A 17,229-nucleotide genomic window follows, 5' to 3' on the forward strand; every position below is an offset into this window, starting at 1 on the left:
CAAGCCCGACAAGGAAACACTATGATCAATCGCCCAAAACTCCTGAGTGTCATCGCCCTCGCCAGCCTCGTTTTGACGGGAACCGCCAGGGCCGAACCGCATATGGAGATGAGCATTCCGCTCGACTGGGCGCTCAAAGCCGCCACGGTGGCGTCCGAGACTTGCTTCGATATGGGCTTTGCCACGACGGTCACCGTGGTGGATCAGCGCGCGCAGCCACGTGTCCAGCTCATGCGCGAAGGAGCGTTCCCGCACACTGTCGAGACCAGCAGTCGCAAGGCGATCACGGCTGCCTCTCGTCGCGAGTCGACCTCGGTGATCGAGGCCGAGAACGAACACGAACCGACCTTGGGTGCGGTGTTTAACGAGATCGGGCTGATCACGCTCTCCGGCGGCATTCCAATCCTCTACGACGGGGTGGTAATCGGCGGCATCGGGATCGCCGGATCGCCCGGCGAAGATGCGAGCGGCAAAGAGTTCGACGACATCTGCGCCGAGGCCGGGATCGCCGCGATCGCCGATTACTTGAAATAGGCCGAAGCGACATCTTGCTTCGGCGCTCGCCTAGCCACGGAGCGCCGGTTTGGCTTAACAAACGTGAACCGTTGTTGAACACCGGAGGACGGCGCACGGACAACTTTTGCTGACGTAGTTACACAACAATTACACATCGCAAGAACGAGGCCCGGACAGATGTGCCCGAAAGGCTCAGCTAACTGATTGATATGAAGTGGTGCCCCCAGGGAGACTCGAACTCCCACGTCCTTGCGGACAACAGATTTTGAGTCTGCCGCGTCTACCAATTCCGCCACAGGGGCCCCGAAATCCGGGCGGCGAGCATACGCGCGCGCCCGCGCGGGTCAAGCGCCGCCTGCCGGCGGCTGCTACCAGCTGTTGCGCAGTTCGCGCAGCTTCAGAAAGACCGTTTTGGCGTCCGGCTGGTCCGGCAGATCCGGGAAGGCCTCGCGCAGGCGGGCGATGACGCTGGGGCTGTGCAGGCGGAAGAAGGTGTTGATCTCCTTCTCCATCGCCAGCGTCGACACCAGCGCGTCGTCGGGGTCCTGATCGGCGACATCCTCCAGGATCTCCGCCGCGCGCGCGTTGTCAGGCTCGCGGTCGAGCGTGAACTTCAAGTTGCTCGCGAAGTAGTCGTGGCCCGGGTAAACCAACGTCTCGTCTGGCAGCTTGGCGAGCTGGCCCGCAAAGGTCGTGTAGAGCTCTTCGGGATGTCCACCGTGGTGACAGTTGCCGGCGCCGGCGTTGAACAGGGTATCGCCGCAGAACAACGACGGCTGGTCGGTGCGGGACAACAGGCTGACATGGCTCATGGTGTGACCGGGCGTGTCCAAGACCTCAAGCTCGACGGTCTTGCCGATCTTGACGACATCGCCTGCGCCAAGGCCGATGTCGATACCGTCGATCTTGTCCCCGGCGTTGGCGGGTGCCAGGAGCTTCGCGCCGGTTGCCGCGATCACCTTCTTGTTGCCGCCAATGTGATCCTCGTGCTCGTGGGTGTTGAGGATCTGGGCGATCGTCCAGCCCTTGTCCTTGGCGCGCGCCAGGCACTTCTTATGGTCAAACGGGTCGACGGCCATCGCCTCGCCGGTCTCCGGGCAGGCGATCAGATAGTTGAAGTTGCGATAGGCATTGCCTGTCCAGATCTGGTCTACGATCACGGCTCATGTCCTTATGTTGAGTGTGGCATTACCATAACACCGCATGCCCTTAGGACGCCAAGCCAGGCAATGCGGTCGTCATCGCCGCAATGACGGGCTCGGCATTATCGGTTCCGTCGGCACGGCAGCCGATCCGGCCATCGGGCCTGATCCACGAGACGGCGCGGTCGATGACGCCAAGCCTGTTGTGCATGTCGAGATCGCTGTCGAGGTAGAAGACGCCTTCGCCCGCGTCGAGCGCACGCCTGGCCGCGGCCGTCTCAGCATCGTGGGCGACGACAACAACGTCGACATCGCCAACGTTTCTTTCAGCGAAAGCCAACGCCGAAGCCACCAGACGATCGGCCTCCGGCCCGCCTTCGCACGCGCTGACCAAAACCGTATGGGTCGGCGCCGTCAATAGGGACGTCAGGTAAACGGCGTCGCCGTTGATGTGACGTAGCCGCAAGTCGGCATGGATGAAGTCGCCGGGGCCAGGCCCAATGGCGGGTCGCTCGCCGCTGGCGATCACGCTGGGTCCGTAAGCGCCCATGATCTGGCTGTATCCGTTCGCGCCGTCGCGTATGGCGGCGCCGGTTGAGACGGCAAACTCCCGGATGGCGCGGGAGCGTTCGACCGGATCTTCAATGATCCAGCGGCAATCGTTCTTGTGACCGAACTCGCATGTCGCCTCCGCCACCGGCCGGCGTTCGGCTTCGTAGGTCTCCAGAAGATCGGTGGCCGCATCGCCCTTGACGACGGCCGCCAACTTCCAGCCCAGATTAATGGCGTCCTGCAGACCCGTGTTCAGACCGGCCGCGCTGGCAGGCGACATCGAGTGGGTGGCATCGCCCGCCAGAAGGACCCGGCCCTTGCGATAGGCCGACGCCAGACGTGCCGCGCAATGAAACGCGTTATCTGAAATCGCCGGGCCGAGCACGGCATCGGGAATGCGCTCGCTGAGATAGTCGCGGGCGTGACTCCAGGAGTCGGCCAAGGGTTCGCGGGTGATCGTATAGATTCGGAATGCCGACTTTGTCCGGTAGATCGCCATAAAGACGGGATCGAGGAAGTTGACGCCGTAGGTGTCGCCGTACGACCAGCCATCGATCTGGGCGTCCAGTACGTGCCAGTGAAGACTGATGTCGTGACCGTCGAACGAGACGCCGATCTTGTCACGAACGGTGCTGTGAACGCCGTCGGCGCCAACCAGCCAAGCGGCCTGCGCTTTCTGGTCGTGACCGGCCCGATCGTGCAGGGTCGCTGTGACGCCCTTCTCGTCCTGCACGACGTCGGTCAGCGTCAGGCCCCGTTCGACAACGACGCCCAATCCTTCCAAGCGCGCCGTCATGATCGGTATCAGCACGTCCTCGCCCAGATTGATGCTCCACGGCCAGCGCCGCTCCGGCGAGCGCGCCGAAAGCACGGTACGGCCCTCGAATGAATACAACACGGCCTCAGACGGCACGCTTCCGGCCACAACCTCGTCGAGGACACCCATCTGCTCGGCGGCATAAAGTGTCGATGGCTTGACCACCAGGGCGCGCGGACCGCTAGGCATCACTGCGTCACGTTCGACGACACGAACATCGACGCCGCGTTTTGCCAGTTCGATGGCAAGCGCCAGGCCGGTCGGCCCGGCACCGCAGATCAAGACGTCGGTCATGAGTTGGCGTACCCCTCGCGTGCCGGCGATCCCGGCAAGAAGCTCCTATGCTATCACTAGAGCGGGTGATGGTTAGGTGGAACATCTGACGGTCCCAGCCAACCATGTGAATCCGCTCTCTATCTATGAGATGAGCAGATTCACCCGTCTTGACGGAATCGCGAAGCGATTCCACCAAAACAGGATCTGCTCTATTGGGTTAGGCAAGGAGGAGGCGTCACATGGGTCGTCATGACGTACGCGATTTTGTCGGCTACGGGCGCAACCCACCCGACGCCGATTGGCCGGGCGGCGCGCGGCTCGCGATCAATTTCGTCATCAACTACGAGGAGGGCTCGGAGTATTCATTGAGCCGGGGCGACAGTGATGACGAGGTCACGCTGACCGAGGCCGAAAGCCCCGTCGTGCCGGCGGGCACGCCGGACTTGGCCGCGCGCAGCATGTTCGAATACGGCAGCCGGGTCGGCTTCTGGCGCCTCTACCGCCTGTTTGCCGAACGCGGCCTCAAGCCCACCATCTTCGGCTGCGCCATGGCGCTGGAGCAAAACCCCGATGCCGCCGCGGCAATCCGCGAGGCCGGGTTCGATGTCTGTTGCCACGGCTGGCGCTGGATCGAACACTTTCGTCTAAGCGAGACCGAGGAACGCGACCATATCCGCCGCGCCATCCAGTCTCTGGAGACCACGGTCGGCGCCCGACCGCTGGGCTGGTATTGCCGCTATGGTCCCGGCGTCAACACGCGCCGTCTGCTCGTCGAGGAAGGCGGCTTTGTCTATGACTCCGATGCCTATAACGACGAGTGGCCCTATTGGACGACGGTCGGCGGCACACCACACCTGGTCGTGCCCTATTCGCTGACCAACAACGACGGTCAGTTTTCTCGTGGTGGCTTCGCCACCGGCGACGACTTCTTCCATTTCTGCCGGGACGCCTTCGATATGCTCTATGGAGAAGGCGCCACGGCGCCGCGCATGATGTCGGTCGGCCTGCACTGCCGGCTGATCGGTCATCCCGCGCGCGCCGCGGGACTTGCCCGCTTTCTCGACCATGTCACCGGTTTCGACGATGTCTGGGTCGCCCCGCGCCTGGATATTGCCCGGCACTGGCGCGAACGCCATCCGCCGCCGTCAGGTGACGTCTGATCGTCGCTCCAGCCCCAAGCACGCCCTAATCGTGGTCGGGAGCGACCGTCGTACTTGCGCCTTTGGCGCAGGTTCCAAGCGCCAGTCCGCAGGCTGAGAGCCATAGCGGAAAGTCGCCGTACGCGTAGCCTCGAAGACAGAGTCGGCAAGGATGTGAAGCATGGCGGGTTCCTCATGTCGGGTGTGCCATGAAGATAGGGATCTCCGACTAATCTCGAAAACGAATTAGTTTGATATCAGTCATCACGTTCTGTTATTAGAAATTATGGCCAGGGACCTGGAAATCGACCTGCTGCGCGCGATGGTCGCCGTCGCGGGCAACGAGAGTTTCACGCAAGCCGCCGCCTTTCTGGGCCGCACCCAGTCGGCCGTCAGCATGCAGATCAAGCGCCTGGAGGAGATTGTCGGGCTGCGCCTGTTCGAGCGGACCAAGAAGTCGGTGAGAATCACGGCCGAGGGTGAGACGCTGTTGGTCTATGCCCACCGCATGCTCCGCATGAACGACGAGGCGCTGTCACGACTGATCGCGCCCGATGCCGACGGTTTGGTGCGCCTGGGCGCGCCCGACGACTACGCCACCTGTCTGCTGCCGTCGGTGCTGGCATCGTTTTCCAAGGCGCATCCGTTGGTGCGTCTGGAGGTCATCTGCGACAACGGTATCGATCTTCTGAAGCTGTTGGATGACGGCAAGCTGGACCTGGTGCTCGCAACCCACCCGGTCACCAGCATCGCCGGCCAGGTGATCCGCCGCGAGCCCCTGCATTGGGTCGCCTCACCCGGGTTTTCCCACGACGAGACCGAACCGCTACCGCTGATCCTGTTTTCGCAAGGTTGTGTCTGCCGCGAGATCGCCTTGCGCGCCCTCGACAGCATGGATGTGCCGTGGCGGATCGCCTATTCGACCCGCAGCATCGCGCTGATCAGGAACGCCGTCGAAAACCGATCCGGCGTCACGGTGATGGAAGCCTCGACCATTCCGGCTGAGTTCGAAATCCTGGACGGCAAGAACGGCTTTCCCGCGCTACAGGATGTCGTCATTTCGCTGCACCGCCCGGGCGGCGACGAAACGCCAGCGACCGTCATGGCCGCCGATCACCTGACCCGCGAGCTGAAGACGGCGCGAGTCTAGGGCGTCGCCAAGTCCAGCCCCTCAAACGCCGGCGATGTCGGCATGATGACCGTGACCGTCGGCGAGCGGTCGAGCGACACCACGCCCATGTCGGTCACCAGGTCCAGAACATGGCCACCGAAGGTTCGGTCCTTGCTGACGGCGTGCAGGTGCCAGACCGGTGCATTAATGCCAGCAAGCCACGGCGGATACCAGAAGCCAACCAGTGTCATCTCGACATGATTGACGGTCCACACCGCCTGGCTGGTAAGAGCCTCCACCAAGGGCGGATAGGGTTCATCCTGGCGCGCGGGCGCGCGATAGGTCAGCGACCGGAAGGTGCCGTCGATCCTGACCGCGATCGGCGTGTTGGACGCGCCGATCCGTTCGGAAAGAATGGCGGCAAGGCCCGCCATGTCGAGCCCGTCGGGCAGGGCGAGTTCGTCGTCGACCTCGAACGGCGTCACAGCGGCGAACGGCGTTTCGGTCTCAGGCGGTGCGATATCCAGCGACCCGTCATGGCGGGCGCGCCAGAAGACGCCGTCGACGACGATCATCTCACCATCCAACCTGTCGAAGGTGCCGAGCCCCAGATCACCATAGCCGGCCATCTCGTCAACCGTCATGTCACCATCGTAGAGACCGCCACTGAGCGCATCGAGCGTCGAGTACTGCGTGACCGCATCATTGTCCTGGGCGGCCGCCGGCACGCCCGCGCCGGATACGGCCAAAACGAGACAAAACAGGCGAAAGACGCCAATCACCACAACACTCTCCAGACGGTCAAGCGGAGGCGGATCATCGTCTGACGGGCCCGCCGAAACAAGCGCACAGGTGACGGCGAGCCGGATTGAGGTTATCACGCACGCGGCATTGCCTGCCCGGCGGGCCGTTCGGCTGAACTCTGGATCCTCCCTCCATGCTCCATCGCCTTTATGCCTGGACCATGCGAATGGCCGAACACCGGCACGCACCCTACTGGCTGTTCGTGGTGGCCGTGGCGGAGGCGTCGGTTTTTCCGATCCCCGTCGAAGGCATCCTGCTGCCGATGATTTTTGCCCAGCCCCGCAAGGGCTGGTGGTACTCGACGATCGCGACGGCCGGCACCATCGTGGGCGGCGCCATCGGATTTGCCATCGGCTATCTGCTCTATGATTCCGTCGGCAAGGCGATCCTGGAGTTTTATGGCCACACGGACGCCTATAAGAACTTCGCCGAGCTCTACCGCGAATGGGGCGGCTGGATCGTGTTTGCTGGCGGTTTCACGCCGATCCCCTACAAGGTCGTTTCGATTGCCAGCGGCGTCGTCCATATGGACTTCTTTGTCTTCATCCTGGCGTCGTTGATCTCGCGTGGCCTCAGATTCTATATCCAGGCGGCAATCCTGTGGTGGTTTGGCGAGGCCGCCCGCACCTTCGTCGAAAAGAACCTGGTCTACGTCACACTCGCGGCTTTCGTGCTGTTGATCGCCGGTTTTGCCATCATCGAATGGTTATGGCACTGAGCCGCAAGGCCGACCATATGGGAGTTGGATGAGCGGTATCGTCACATCGGTTCTGGACCGGCCGCGCCTGATCGGCCTATTGCTGGCGCTGGCCAGCGCGGCCATGTTGGGCGGCGCATTCTATTTTCAGCATGTCGAAGGATTGGCGCCCTGCCCGCTGTGCATCGCGCAGCGTTGGGCACACGCGGTGGTGCTGGTGATCGGCCTGATCCTGGCGCTGGGCGTCGGCGGCAAGCGGCTCGGCCGGCCCTGGCTCGCGGCACTGACCCTGGCGCTTCTGGGCAGCGCCGGCATCGCGGCCTATCACGTCGGTGTCGAGCTGCACTGGATCGAAAGCGCGTTTTGCGGTGTCAGCGATGGCGCCAACACGATCGAGGATTTGAAAGCCCAGCTTTGGGAGACCGATGTGGTGCGCTGCGACGAGGTGCCGTGGTCCCTGTTCGGCATTTCCATGGCCGGCTACAATCTCCTGATCTCGCTGGTGCTGGCGGCAGTCGCGCTGTTCGCGACCGTTCGTCCGCGTCCCAAGGGTGATGTATGGCAAGCGCAACCAAACCAAAACGCCTGACCGGCCAGGACCGCCTGCCCGGCGATCCCGATCCCAAGGCCACGGTCGAGGCGATGATCCGCGTCGACCACGCCGGTGAGTACGGCGCGCGGCGCATCTATGACGGGCAGCTCGCCGTGCTCGGCAGGAACGCGGCCGGCGGCAGCATTAAGCATATGGCCGACCAGGAGGCCGAGCATCTGGAGACCTTCGACAAGATGATCGTCGAACGGCGCGTGCGCCCGACCGCCCTGGCGCCGGTCTGGCATGCCGCCGGTTTCGCGCTGGGCGCGGCGACCGCCATGATGGGCGAGCGCGCGGCGATGGCCTGCACCGCCGCCGTCGAGGACGTGATCGACGAACACTACGCCAAACAGGCCGAGCAGCTCGGCGACGACGAGGCGGACCTGAAGGCGACCATCGAACAGTTCCGCGCCGACGAGAGGGAACACCACGACACCGCCATCGACCACGGCGCTGAACAGGCGCCAGGCTACGAATTGCTGACCGGCGCCATCAAATCCGGCACCCGCCTCGCCATCTGGCTCTCGACGCGCGTGTAGGTATTGCTTAGCCGATCGTGCACCAGCCCACTCCCCCGCCCGGCCACCCGGAGGATGCTGCCATGGGTGGCCTCGGCGAAAACGCCTCTCGGCGTTTTGCCCCGGAGGCGGGAGAGTGGGCCGGCCACGGCGAACCATCGGGTGACCGCCCGATGAGCAGCGCCGTTCAAGCGATCGTCGCGCGCTACGACATCCACCCTGACATGGTCCCCATGCTCGAGGAGTTCGCGAGCCTGCCAATCGCCCAGACGATCCAGGAAGGCCGCGAGATCTGGGGCACGTTCTGCCGCAGCGCGATGCGACCGCGCCCCGACGGCATGACGGTCACCGACGGCACGATCCAGACGGACGCCTCCTCCATCCCGATCCGCACGTATCGACCCGCCGGTGCGTCAGATCCATCGCCCGGCATTCTTTACATTCACGGCGGCGGGTTCATCTCCGGCGACCTCGACACCAACGACACCGTGGCCTGGGGGCTGGCCGATGAGACCGGCGCGGTCGTGGTCAGCACGCACTATCGCCTGGCGCCGGAACATCCCTTCCCGGCCGCCCACGACGATTGTTACGCCGCGCTGTGCCACGTCGCCGGGAACGCCGCCGCGTTCGGCATCGAACCCGCGCGCCTCGCCATCTGCGGCGACAGCGCCGGCGGCAATCTGGCCGCGACCGTGACGCTCGCCGCGCGCGACCGGGGCGGTCCTCAGATCGTGGCGCAAGCGATCCTCTATCCCGGCTTCCGCACCGACGGGACGCTGCCGAGCTTCACGACGTATGGCGAGGCGCCGATCCAGAACAAGGCGTCGACCGACAAGTATCGCGCCCTCTACATGCCGGACCCCGCGACCCACACCAACCCTTACGCCTGCCCGTTGATGGTAAGCGATTACGGCAGTCTACCGCCGGCGCTGATCCACGTCGCCGGCGTCGACGCCGCGCGCGACGAAGGCGAGCTCTATGCCGAACGCTTGGCGGACGCTGGCGTCGATGCCACCTACCGCGTCGCCGAAGGCATGATCCACAGCTTCATGCGCGCCCGCTTCGACGGCCCCGCCGCCGCCGCCGAATTCAAGGTTGTGACGGACTTTCTATCGAAGCACCTGTTCGGCGCGTAGCCCCCTACTCCGCCGCCTCCTGCACCATGTGCACGGTGCGTTGCGGGAACGGGATCTCGATGCCCCTGGCGTCGAGCTTTTCCTTGAAAGCCTTGGTCAGGTCCCAGCGGATCGGCCAGACGTTGTCCTGCTCGGTCCACAAGCGGATCGTAAGGTCGACGGCGCTGTCGCCCAGATTGGTGATGATGACCTGGGGTTCCGGGTCCTTGAGCACGCGCGGCTCCGCGGCGATGACTTCTTCGACCGCCGCCATGGCGTCGTCCATGTTCTCGCCATAGCCGATGCCGATCGTCCAGTCGACGCGGCGGATCGGGTGGTGGCTGTAGTTCTTCACCGTCGTGCCCCAGACATCGCTGTTGGCGAGGATGACCTGGACGTTGTCGGGCGTGGTGAGCTCGGTGAGGAATAGACCGATGCTCTCGACGGTGCCGGACTCGCCGCCCGCCTCCACGTAATCGCCGACGTTAATCGGCCGGAAGAAGAGCAGCATGATGCCCGCCGCCATGTCCGACAGCGTGCCCTGCAACGCCAGGCCGATGGCCAGGCCCGCCGCGCCCAGCACAGCGAGCAGGCTCGCCGTCTGGATGCCGAACTGGTTGAGCACGGCGACACCAACCAGCACCAGGACGATGTAGCGCACGGCGCTGGAGAGAAATCTCTGCAGTGTCGGGTCGATGTTGTCGACCCTGGAGAGCGCGCGGGCCGTCGCGCGGCGCGCCCAGCCGGCAACAATAAAGCCGACGATGATGAGGGCGAGCGCGCCCAAAAGACTGAGGCCGTAATCAACCGCGATGGCCGACAAATCCGCTGTCAGCTTGCTGATATCTTCCTGTGAAAAATCCATCGAACACTCCCGCCTGGCAAAAATCTCGCAGCGGGGCGTTCTCTTTCAGATTTTGGGGCTTTGTTCAATGGCAAGGGAACCTTGCCACAGTGTTGCCGGCGCCGGCCCACTCCCCCACCTCCGGGGCAAAACGCCGAGAGACGTTTTCGCCGAGGCCACCCCGAGGAAGCTGCCATGGGTGGCCGGGTGGGGAGTGGGCCGGTGATGCCGCTTGGCGAAGCGACTCAGTCCGTCTCCAGCTCGCTATCCCAGTAGAGATAGTCGCGCCAATCCTCGTGCAAAAAATTGGGCGGGAAACCCCGCCCGTTTTCACGCAACTGGTACGTGCTGGGGGCAAGCGGCTTAAGACGCGGCAACATGCCGGCCTCGCGGGGCATGCGGTTGCCTTTACGCATGTTGCAGCCGCTGCAGGCGGTGACGACGTTTTCCCAGCTCGTGCGCCCGCCCTTCGACCGCGGGATGACGTGGTCGAAGGTCAGCTCGCGCGTCTCGAAGCGGTCGCCGCAGTACTGGCAGGCGAACATGTCGCGCAGGAAGACGTTGAAGCGGGTGAAGGCCGGGCGCTTGTTGAGCGGAATGAACTCTTTCAGCGCGATGACGCTGGGCAACCGCATCTCGAACGACGGCGAGCGCACGACGCGGTCGTATTCGTTCAGCGTCATCACCCGATCCATGAACACCGCCTTCACCGCGTCCTGCCATGACCACAGCGACAGCGGAAAATAGCTGAGCGGCCGAAAGTCGGCGTTCAGCACCAAGGCCGGGCATGCTTCGGGCGGTGCCATCCGCGCTCTCCATCTCCTTATCGTCTCGTTGGCGGCCGGGCCGGTCCCGGCGGCGGGCGTATCATAAACAAGTCGGGCCGGACGTTAACACCGTAAATTGTCTGTTCGATGACAGATGCCCCAAGATGTTGGGTCTGGTCACGAATACACCGCCGGGCAAACGGCACCAGTGACGATGATGCACGCCGGCGCGACATTGCTATAGGATGCGGCCCTCACGCTGTTGTTTCCCGGAGAATGCTGCATGTCCGCCGCCCTTGACGGAATCCTTGTGCTCGACCTTTCGCGCATTCTGGCCGGGCCTTGGTGCACCCAGGTCCTGGCCGATCTTGGTGCCGACGTGATCAAGGTCGAGCGGCCGGGCCGCGGCGATGATACCCGCCACTGGGGTCCGCCCTTCCTGAAAGACGCCGACGGCAACGACACCACGGAAGCCGCCTATTACCTCTCCGCCAACCGGGGCAAACGCTCGATCACCATCGACATGGCGAGCGAGGAAGGCGCGGGGATCGTCCGTGAACTCGCCAAAAAGGCCGACATTCTGGTCGAGAATTACAAGCTCGGCGGTCTCAAGAAGTACGGCCTGGATTACGACAGCCTGAAGGACGATTGTCCGGGCCTGATCTATTGCTCGGTCACCGGCTTCGGCCAGACCGGTCCCTACGCGCCGCGCGCTGGCTACGACTTTCTGGCCCAGGGCATGTCGGGCTTCATGTCGATCACCGGCGAGCGCGACGACCTGCCCGGCGGCGGACCGCAAAAGGGCGGCGTGGCCATCTCGGATCTGACGACCGGCCTCTATTCGACCATCGCTGTCTTGGCGGCGCTCAACCATCGCCACAACACCGGCGAGGGCCAGCATATCGACATGGCGCTGCTGGATAGCTCGATCGCGTTGATGGCGAACCAGAACATGAACTATCTGACGTCCGGCGTGCCGCCGAAGCGCTACGGCAACGCGCATCCGAACCTCTTGCCCTATCAGGTGTTCGAGACCGCCGACGATCCGATCATCATCGCGATCGGCAACGACGACCAGTTCATTCGCTTTTGCGACTTGGCCGGCGCCAACGAACTGGCGGCCGACGAACGCTATGCCACCAACCCCGCGCGCATCAGGAACCGCGACACGCTGATGCCCCAGGTGGTCGAGCTGGTGAAACAGGAGCCGCGCGCTTGGTGGGTCGAGAACCTAGAGAAACGCAGCATCCCCTATGGCGTGGTCAACAACTTCGAGCAGGTTTTCGCCGACCCCCATGTCCAGGCGCGCGGCATGAAGATTGACATGCCGCATCCGACCGCCGGCACCATCCCGATGGTCAGAAGCCCGGTCAACCTGGAGGGTTCGCCGCCGGTTTATAACCGCCCGCCGCCGCTTCTGGGCGAACACACCGAGGAGGTGCTGGCGGAGTATCTCGACCTGTCCGAGGCGGCGATCGCCCGGCTAAAGGACGATAAAGTGGTATAAGCCGCGCGGCCTACACGCCCCTGGCGAAACCGGCTAGACTGCCCGCGACAAACGGGCGGAGATCCCGGTTTTTGAAAACGGTACTGGTCCTCATCGTTCTGCTCCTCGCGGGCATCGCCGGGCTCCTCTACATCAAGTTCAGCCAGGAGACGGTGACGTGGGACATGGACCCCACGCGCATGATTGTGCCGCTGGACAAAATGGCTGAGCTCGCAGTGGCCGGCGAGGAAGCGCGCACAAGCTTTGATCTGCTCTACCGCTCCAGCCAGATCGCCCGTGATCTGGACGATGATTGGGTTGATTTCAACAATTACCAGTTGATGGGCGCCAACTTTGATCCGGTGGTTATTACCCGGCTAATCAACTACGCGAACCTCTACTTTTCCGTCTGCTTCATCGACGAGACATCGCGGGATATCGCGGCGGACCGCGTCGATTGTGACTTGGACGTCGCCGATGCCCATGCATTGGACGTGCTTGAAGGCGCGCAGTATCTGGCCCGGGCAACATGGTTGGAAGCCGATGGATGGAACCAAGACGACGTCATCGAACTGTACCTGACGGCCGGTTCGAAGATCGGTAGCACCCTGGCGGGCGGTGCGATGACATATGATGACCCTGACCGCCGCCAGGTCGCGGCATTGGCCAAGGATTTCGGCAGTGCCCGCGCCCTGCGTCTTCTCTTGATGAGAGACGGACTGGACGCCGAGCTTCCACCCTTCGACACGATCAACCAGTGGTGCAGGTCTGATTGGGACGAAATCTGCCCGGGTGGTCTGTCGACCTACAACGCAATCAAACTCTACCTGACCGGCCATCACGGCGATGCCCGAACCACGGCTCTCGTGGCGCTGGAGGGAAGTCAACCGTGGGTCTACCGCGCGCCCTATGAACATCCGCTATTGTGGGTCCTTGCGGCATCACAGCACCAAGGCATTGATGAGGACATCAGCGACTTGCAGCCGCTGATCGAGGCAGCCTTGATCGAATGGCCGGAGGACGCGCGAACCGCGTTGCTTGCTTATGTTGATCCGGAAGCTCATCGGGACGCCGGCGCGTTACCGGAAGCGTGCGACACGCCGGGGTGCCGGTTCTTCCTCGCTCAATTTCTCAGCGCCAACGGCGATACTGCTGCCGCCGATGCCGCGACCGAAGCGGGCCTGGACCTGTGTGAGGGCGTCACCTCCATTCCCTGCATGGCACTGCGCCTAACCGGTCCGCAGGAGATCGCATGGCCGGACGACTTGGAGACGGACCTCGTTGTGCTTTCGCCTACGCACGACCTCCTACCGCTTGACCATCCGGCCGCGTTGCGTGGTGATGATGACATCACCGGCGCGTTGGCAGACGTTCGCCGCCGTATCCATAGGCTGCGCGGGATTGTCGAGGCAGCCGGCGGCAGCTTTGAAAACCTCGGCGGTTACCGGGACTGGGAACAGGCGGACACCGTCATACTCGCGATCAATGCGGACATACTTCTTGCCTTTGAGTGCCTCGCCGAAACGGAGTTCGGACGAGTTATCGCTGGCACCGCGCTATGCGACGGCACCGGCGGTGGCGCTTTCGACGAACCCATCGAGCAGGGTTTGCAAGGTTTGGCGCGCGCCTTTCTTCTGGAAACACGATCGCGCCGGCCAAACGAGGCAGCCGACTTCTTTATCGAATCAGGCGAACGCGCGGCCGCCGGCATCGTCGGAGAGGACGCCGGCTCGTCCGATCCGGAACGCCGGCAGGTGGCGGCGCGTCTGCTCGACTTCGCCAACGCGAGGGCGGTGCGTCTCGGCATTGTCTGGAACGATCATTCCAGACCAACTGCGCCCGTCGACGTACACAATCCCTGGTGTCTGGCTGAGCGTAACGAGGTCTGCCCCGGCGGTGTTCAAACCTATCGCAGCATCGACGCCTATCTGCAGGGTGATGACAACAGAGCCGTTGCGGCGGGTATGACGGCGTTGCAAGGCGCGCAGCCGTGGGTCAGTGACTCCGCCTTTGAACACCCGCTTCTTTGGGTCCTTGCCGCCACCCGGCGGCTTGGCGGGGACGTTGAGATGCCTGACGACCTCGCTGGGGTGATCGACGCGGCCCGTGATACCTGGCCCTCCGACGCCCTGGTGGCGCTGGAGCTTTTCGCTTTGACGAAACCGCCGTTCGACCCAGGCGATGATCTGCCGATGGTGTGCGTGACGGCGGGCTGCCGTTACTTTGTCGCTCAGTATCACTATGCCGCCGGCGACACGGCCGCCGGTGACGCCGCGGTCGAAGCGGGCCTGGACCTGTGCCGTGCCGTCCGTTCGATCCCGTGCACCGCATTGCGGCTCGCAGGTGCTGAGGCGGACATGGCGATGTCGCCATGAACCGCCATGTCGCCCACACGTTCACCGCGGAGCACGGTGACCACGACCGCACCGCACGGTCCCGTTCATTCTGGATCGTTGTCACGCTGATCTTGCTGGTCAGCATGGGCGTTCTCGCCCTCTTCGCGCTCAAGCTGCAGAGTGAGTATGAGGTTTGGAAGATGGATCCCTCGCGATTCATTGTCCCACTCGACCGCCCGGCTGACCTGGCCGTCGCCGGGAACACGGTGAAGGCACTCGACATGATCGAGGGACATCTGGATGACATCCGCGACATCGTCGAAGGCGAAGGTGCCAGCTACACCCAGCTCGGCCTCCACCTTGACTGGGAAAAACCAGACACGGTGATCACCGTCGTGAACGCGGAGCTGTTGCTCATTCTGCTGTGCGTGGTCCAGTTTCAGGATGACATGGCGGATCCGTGGTCGGAGGGCTGCCAATACGCTGGACGAAACGCGTTCGGCTATCGGACCGATGAGGGTTTCCATGTTCTGGCGCGCGCCTTCTTCCAGGAGGCCGAGGGCCGGTATCCCGCTGAGGTCGCCCGGATGTATGCGGAGGCAGGCAGGATCTTGGCCCGCGGCGTGGCCGCGGCGGGCACTTCTGAGGACGACCTAGCGCGTCGCGAGGTCGCGGCGCGCCTGCTGGATTTCGCCGACGCACGTGTCATGCGCATGAGTTTGCTGTGGGATGGCCTGAACCGCCAGGCCTGGACCGTCCACACGTTCAACCCTTACTGCATGGCGGATCGCGCCGGTCCCTGTCCCGGCGGCGTCGCGACCTACCGTGCGATAGCCGCTTACCTCGCGGGCGATGATCAGGCCGCTATTGATCACGCGCTTGTCGCGCTTGAGGGCGCGCAGCCCTGGGTCTACCAATCGCCCTATGAGCACCCCCTGCTCTGGCTGCTTGCAGCCTCCAGACGCAGCGGCATCGAGGTCGACCGCGAGCCATTTCGGCATCTGATCGATGCGGCGCTCAGCCACTGGCCGATCGACGCGCGCCTGGCGCTCGCGGTTTTGATCGAAGAGGACGACGCGTCGGCCGACGAGGACGAGACCGCCTGGTCAACCTGTACGACGCCCGGCTGCCACTACTTCGTGGCAGCCTACCTTGCCGCCGCCGGCAACGCGGAACAGACATCGGCCATGATGACCGCCGGCCGCGAACTGTGCCTGGGCGTGCGCTCCATCCCGTGCGCCGCGCTGCGGACCTTCGACAGTCACATCACGACGGGCGGGTCACCATGAAACTACTGACAATTGCCCTTGCTCTCGTTGGCATGACGCTTGTGCAGACGGTGCACGCGCAAGACTTCGATCCGACCGAACAGATTTTGCCGTTCGAGACCGAAGCGCAGCTTATCGCCGATTGGCGATATCAAGATGCCGTTGGTGTACTGGACGCGAAGCTAACGACCATCGAGCAGTCGATGTGGAGTTTATCAATAGACTGGAGCACGATCGAGAGCGATGATCCGAGGTTCTCTCGATGGCTTACTGCCTTCACGAACTTTAGCCTCGCCTATCACCTGCGCTGTCACGCCCTAGCGGGGATTTTTGATTCCCCGCAATCATCGGCCGCGTGTGTTGCGGATTGGGACGCCGAGAACAGAGACCTCTGGTGTGCCGCCGCGTACGACTCCGGCATCAAGCACGGAGATATGGAAAGATGCATCAAATACGATCTGGCTTCGGAAGAGTCGTGGACACCCCATTTCCAAGGCTTGAGCCTGGCCATCATTCTTGAGGCTGAGGGCAGATTTGACGATGCGATGGAGGCGTTGAGGGGCAACGGCATATTCTTCGCCCGAGTCGCAGACTTCGAGGACTTCTTTTCGGGTAGACGTTATCGTGTGACGTCAGCGAGCTCATTGATCCAAGACTACATGCAAGTCCGTCGAAACCGGCTCAGGTTGATGACGCAAGATGACGGACAGCTGAGCGGAGGATCATGGTCAAACCTTCGAGATTGTCCGACAGGTCGCGAGGTGCTCTGCCCGGCGGCAAACTCGGTGCTTAGAGGGATAAGGGAGTTTGTCACGGGCTTCCGATACGGCGCGAGCGATTTCCTTAACAATGTGCTCGATCGGCCACAGCATTGGCTTGGTCTTGATCCCTACGAGCATCCGCTGTTTTGGATCGCTGCGTTGTCTCACACCGAAGACCAAGGGACGTACCCCGGAGATGTCTTCGAACATGCAGATGTCTTCGGCACCGACCTGTCACCCGATGTTGCCTATGTAATTGGTCTTTTCAAAGGCGACATTCAATTCGACGGCGCTGTACCTGATCGCTGTGATACGGCCGGCTGCCGGTACTTTGTTGCCCAGTACCTTTATGGTCTTGGTCGAGTTGCAGACGGCCACGTCATCATCACCGAGAGCCAGGAGCTATGTGCAGGCACAGAATCACTGATGTGCGCCGTGCTTCAGCACGCCCAAGCAAAGATCGAGGCCGGCGGTCAGCCGTAGCGAAG

At 63.2% G+C, this 17,229-nt stretch carries 16 protein-coding genes and 1 tRNA gene; 11 read left to right on the forward strand and 6 right to left on the reverse strand.

Translation table 11 applies throughout. From position 1 onward, the window contains the following. The first annotated feature begins 21 nt into the window (after positions 1 to 21). Entirely contained in the window at positions 22 to 534 is a 513-nt protein-coding gene (locus tag AAF563_00560) for a heme-binding protein (GenBank protein ID MEM7119732.1), read from the forward strand. 197 nt (positions 535 to 731) lie between these two features. Here AAF563_00560 and AAF563_00565 read toward each other — a convergent pair. The 3 genes from AAF563_00565 to AAF563_00575 all read right to left on the reverse strand — a co-directional run bounded on the left by AAF563_00565 (position 732) and on the right by AAF563_00575 (position 3,321). Continuing rightward, positions 732 to 818: transfer RNA gene (locus tag AAF563_00565), tRNA-Leu, on the reverse strand. Positions 819 to 884: 66 nt separating this feature from the next. Further along, positions 885 to 1,676, reverse strand: a complete 792-nt coding sequence (locus AAF563_00570; protein ID MEM7119733.1) for a hydroxyacylglutathione hydrolase C-terminal domain-containing protein — start codon at positions 1,674 to 1,676, stop codon at positions 885 to 887. 49 nt (positions 1,677 to 1,725) lie between these two features. Continuing rightward, positions 1,726 to 3,321 carry an FAD-dependent oxidoreductase gene (locus AAF563_00575; protein ID MEM7119734.1) on the reverse strand — a complete coding sequence of 532 codons (1,596 nt, stop codon included), beginning with the start codon at positions 3,319 to 3,321 and terminating at the stop codon, positions 1,726 to 1,728. A gap of 221 nt (positions 3,322 to 3,542) precedes the next feature. Here AAF563_00575 and AAF563_00580 point away from each other — a divergent pair, with 221 nt between their 5' ends. After that, positions 3,543 to 4,463, forward strand: a complete 921-nt coding sequence (locus AAF563_00580) for an allantoinase PuuE (GenBank protein ID MEM7119735.1) — start codon at positions 3,543 to 3,545, stop codon at positions 4,461 to 4,463. 265 nt (positions 4,464 to 4,728) lie between these two features. Continuing rightward, positions 4,729 to 5,592, forward strand: coding sequence for a LysR substrate-binding domain-containing protein (locus tag AAF563_00585; protein MEM7119736.1), 864 nt, complete (start codon positions 4,729 to 4,731; stop codon positions 5,590 to 5,592). Here AAF563_00585 and budA read toward each other — a convergent pair. Further along, positions 5,589 to 6,338, reverse strand: a complete 750-nt coding sequence (gene budA / locus AAF563_00590; protein ID MEM7119737.1) for an acetolactate decarboxylase — start codon at positions 6,336 to 6,338, stop codon at positions 5,589 to 5,591. The genes AAF563_00585 and budA overlap by 4 nt on opposite strands. 152 nt (positions 6,339 to 6,490) lie before the next feature. Between budA and AAF563_00595 the strand changes: the two genes are divergently transcribed. The 4 genes from AAF563_00595 to AAF563_00610 all read left to right on the forward strand — a co-directional run bounded on the left by AAF563_00595 (position 6,491) and on the right by AAF563_00610 (position 9,300). Continuing rightward, positions 6,491 to 7,075 carry a YqaA family protein gene (locus AAF563_00595; GenBank protein MEM7119738.1) on the forward strand — a complete coding sequence of 195 codons (585 nt, stop codon included), beginning with the start codon at positions 6,491 to 6,493 and terminating at the stop codon, positions 7,073 to 7,075. 28 nt (positions 7,076 to 7,103) lie between these two features. Then, entirely contained in the window at positions 7,104 to 7,643 is a 540-nt protein-coding gene (locus tag AAF563_00600; protein MEM7119739.1) for a disulfide bond formation protein B, read from the forward strand. After that, on the forward strand, positions 7,613 to 8,185 hold the full coding sequence (locus AAF563_00605) for a demethoxyubiquinone hydroxylase family protein (protein MEM7119740.1): 573 nt from the start codon (positions 7,613 to 7,615) through the stop codon (positions 8,183 to 8,185). The genes AAF563_00600 and AAF563_00605 overlap by 31 nt, the downstream gene beginning before the upstream one ends. Before the next feature lie 152 nt (positions 8,186 to 8,337). Then, entirely contained in the window at positions 8,338 to 9,300 is a 963-nt protein-coding gene (locus AAF563_00610) for an alpha/beta hydrolase (protein ID MEM7119741.1), read from the forward strand. Positions 9,301 to 9,304: 4 nt separating this feature from the next. Here the strand turns inward: AAF563_00610 and AAF563_00615 are convergent, their stop codons facing one another. Both AAF563_00615 and AAF563_00620 read right to left on the reverse strand, forming a co-directional pair. After that, positions 9,305 to 10,144, reverse strand: coding sequence for a mechanosensitive ion channel domain-containing protein (locus AAF563_00615; GenBank protein MEM7119742.1), 840 nt, complete (start codon positions 10,142 to 10,144; stop codon positions 9,305 to 9,307). A gap of 224 nt (positions 10,145 to 10,368) precedes the next feature. Beyond that, positions 10,369 to 10,929 (reverse strand): HNH endonuclease, encoded by a 561-nt coding sequence (locus tag AAF563_00620; protein ID MEM7119743.1) that lies wholly within the window; start codon positions 10,927 to 10,929, stop codon positions 10,369 to 10,371. A gap of 244 nt (positions 10,930 to 11,173) precedes the next feature. On the opposite strand from AAF563_00620, the gene AAF563_00625 reads away from it, so the two are divergent. From AAF563_00625 to AAF563_00640, 4 genes are all read left to right on the forward strand, one after another. Next, positions 11,174 to 12,397, forward strand: coding sequence for a CaiB/BaiF CoA-transferase family protein (locus tag AAF563_00625; protein MEM7119744.1), 1,224 nt, complete (start codon positions 11,174 to 11,176; stop codon positions 12,395 to 12,397). Positions 12,398 to 12,468: 71 nt separating this feature from the next. Beyond that, positions 12,469 to 14,751, forward strand: a complete 2,283-nt coding sequence (locus AAF563_00630; GenBank protein ID MEM7119745.1) for a hypothetical protein — start codon at positions 12,469 to 12,471, stop codon at positions 14,749 to 14,751. Next, the gene (locus tag AAF563_00635) at positions 14,748 to 16,001 is read left to right on the forward strand and encodes a hypothetical protein (protein ID MEM7119746.1); all 1,254 of its coding nucleotides are present in this window, start codon (positions 14,748 to 14,750) and stop codon (positions 15,999 to 16,001) included. Before AAF563_00630 ends, AAF563_00635 begins: the two co-directional genes overlap by 4 nt. Continuing rightward, complete coding sequence (locus AAF563_00640) at positions 15,998 to 17,224, forward strand: hypothetical protein (GenBank protein ID MEM7119747.1); 1,227 nt, start codon at positions 15,998 to 16,000, stop codon at positions 17,222 to 17,224. Before AAF563_00635 ends, AAF563_00640 begins: the two co-directional genes overlap by 4 nt. Positions 17,225 to 17,229 lie beyond the last annotated feature (5 nt).

The sequence above is a fragment of the Pseudomonadota bacterium genome (genome assembly GCA_039028155.1).
In the GTDB taxonomy this organism is placed as follows: domain Bacteria; phylum Pseudomonadota; class Alphaproteobacteria; order SP197; family SP197; genus JANQGO01.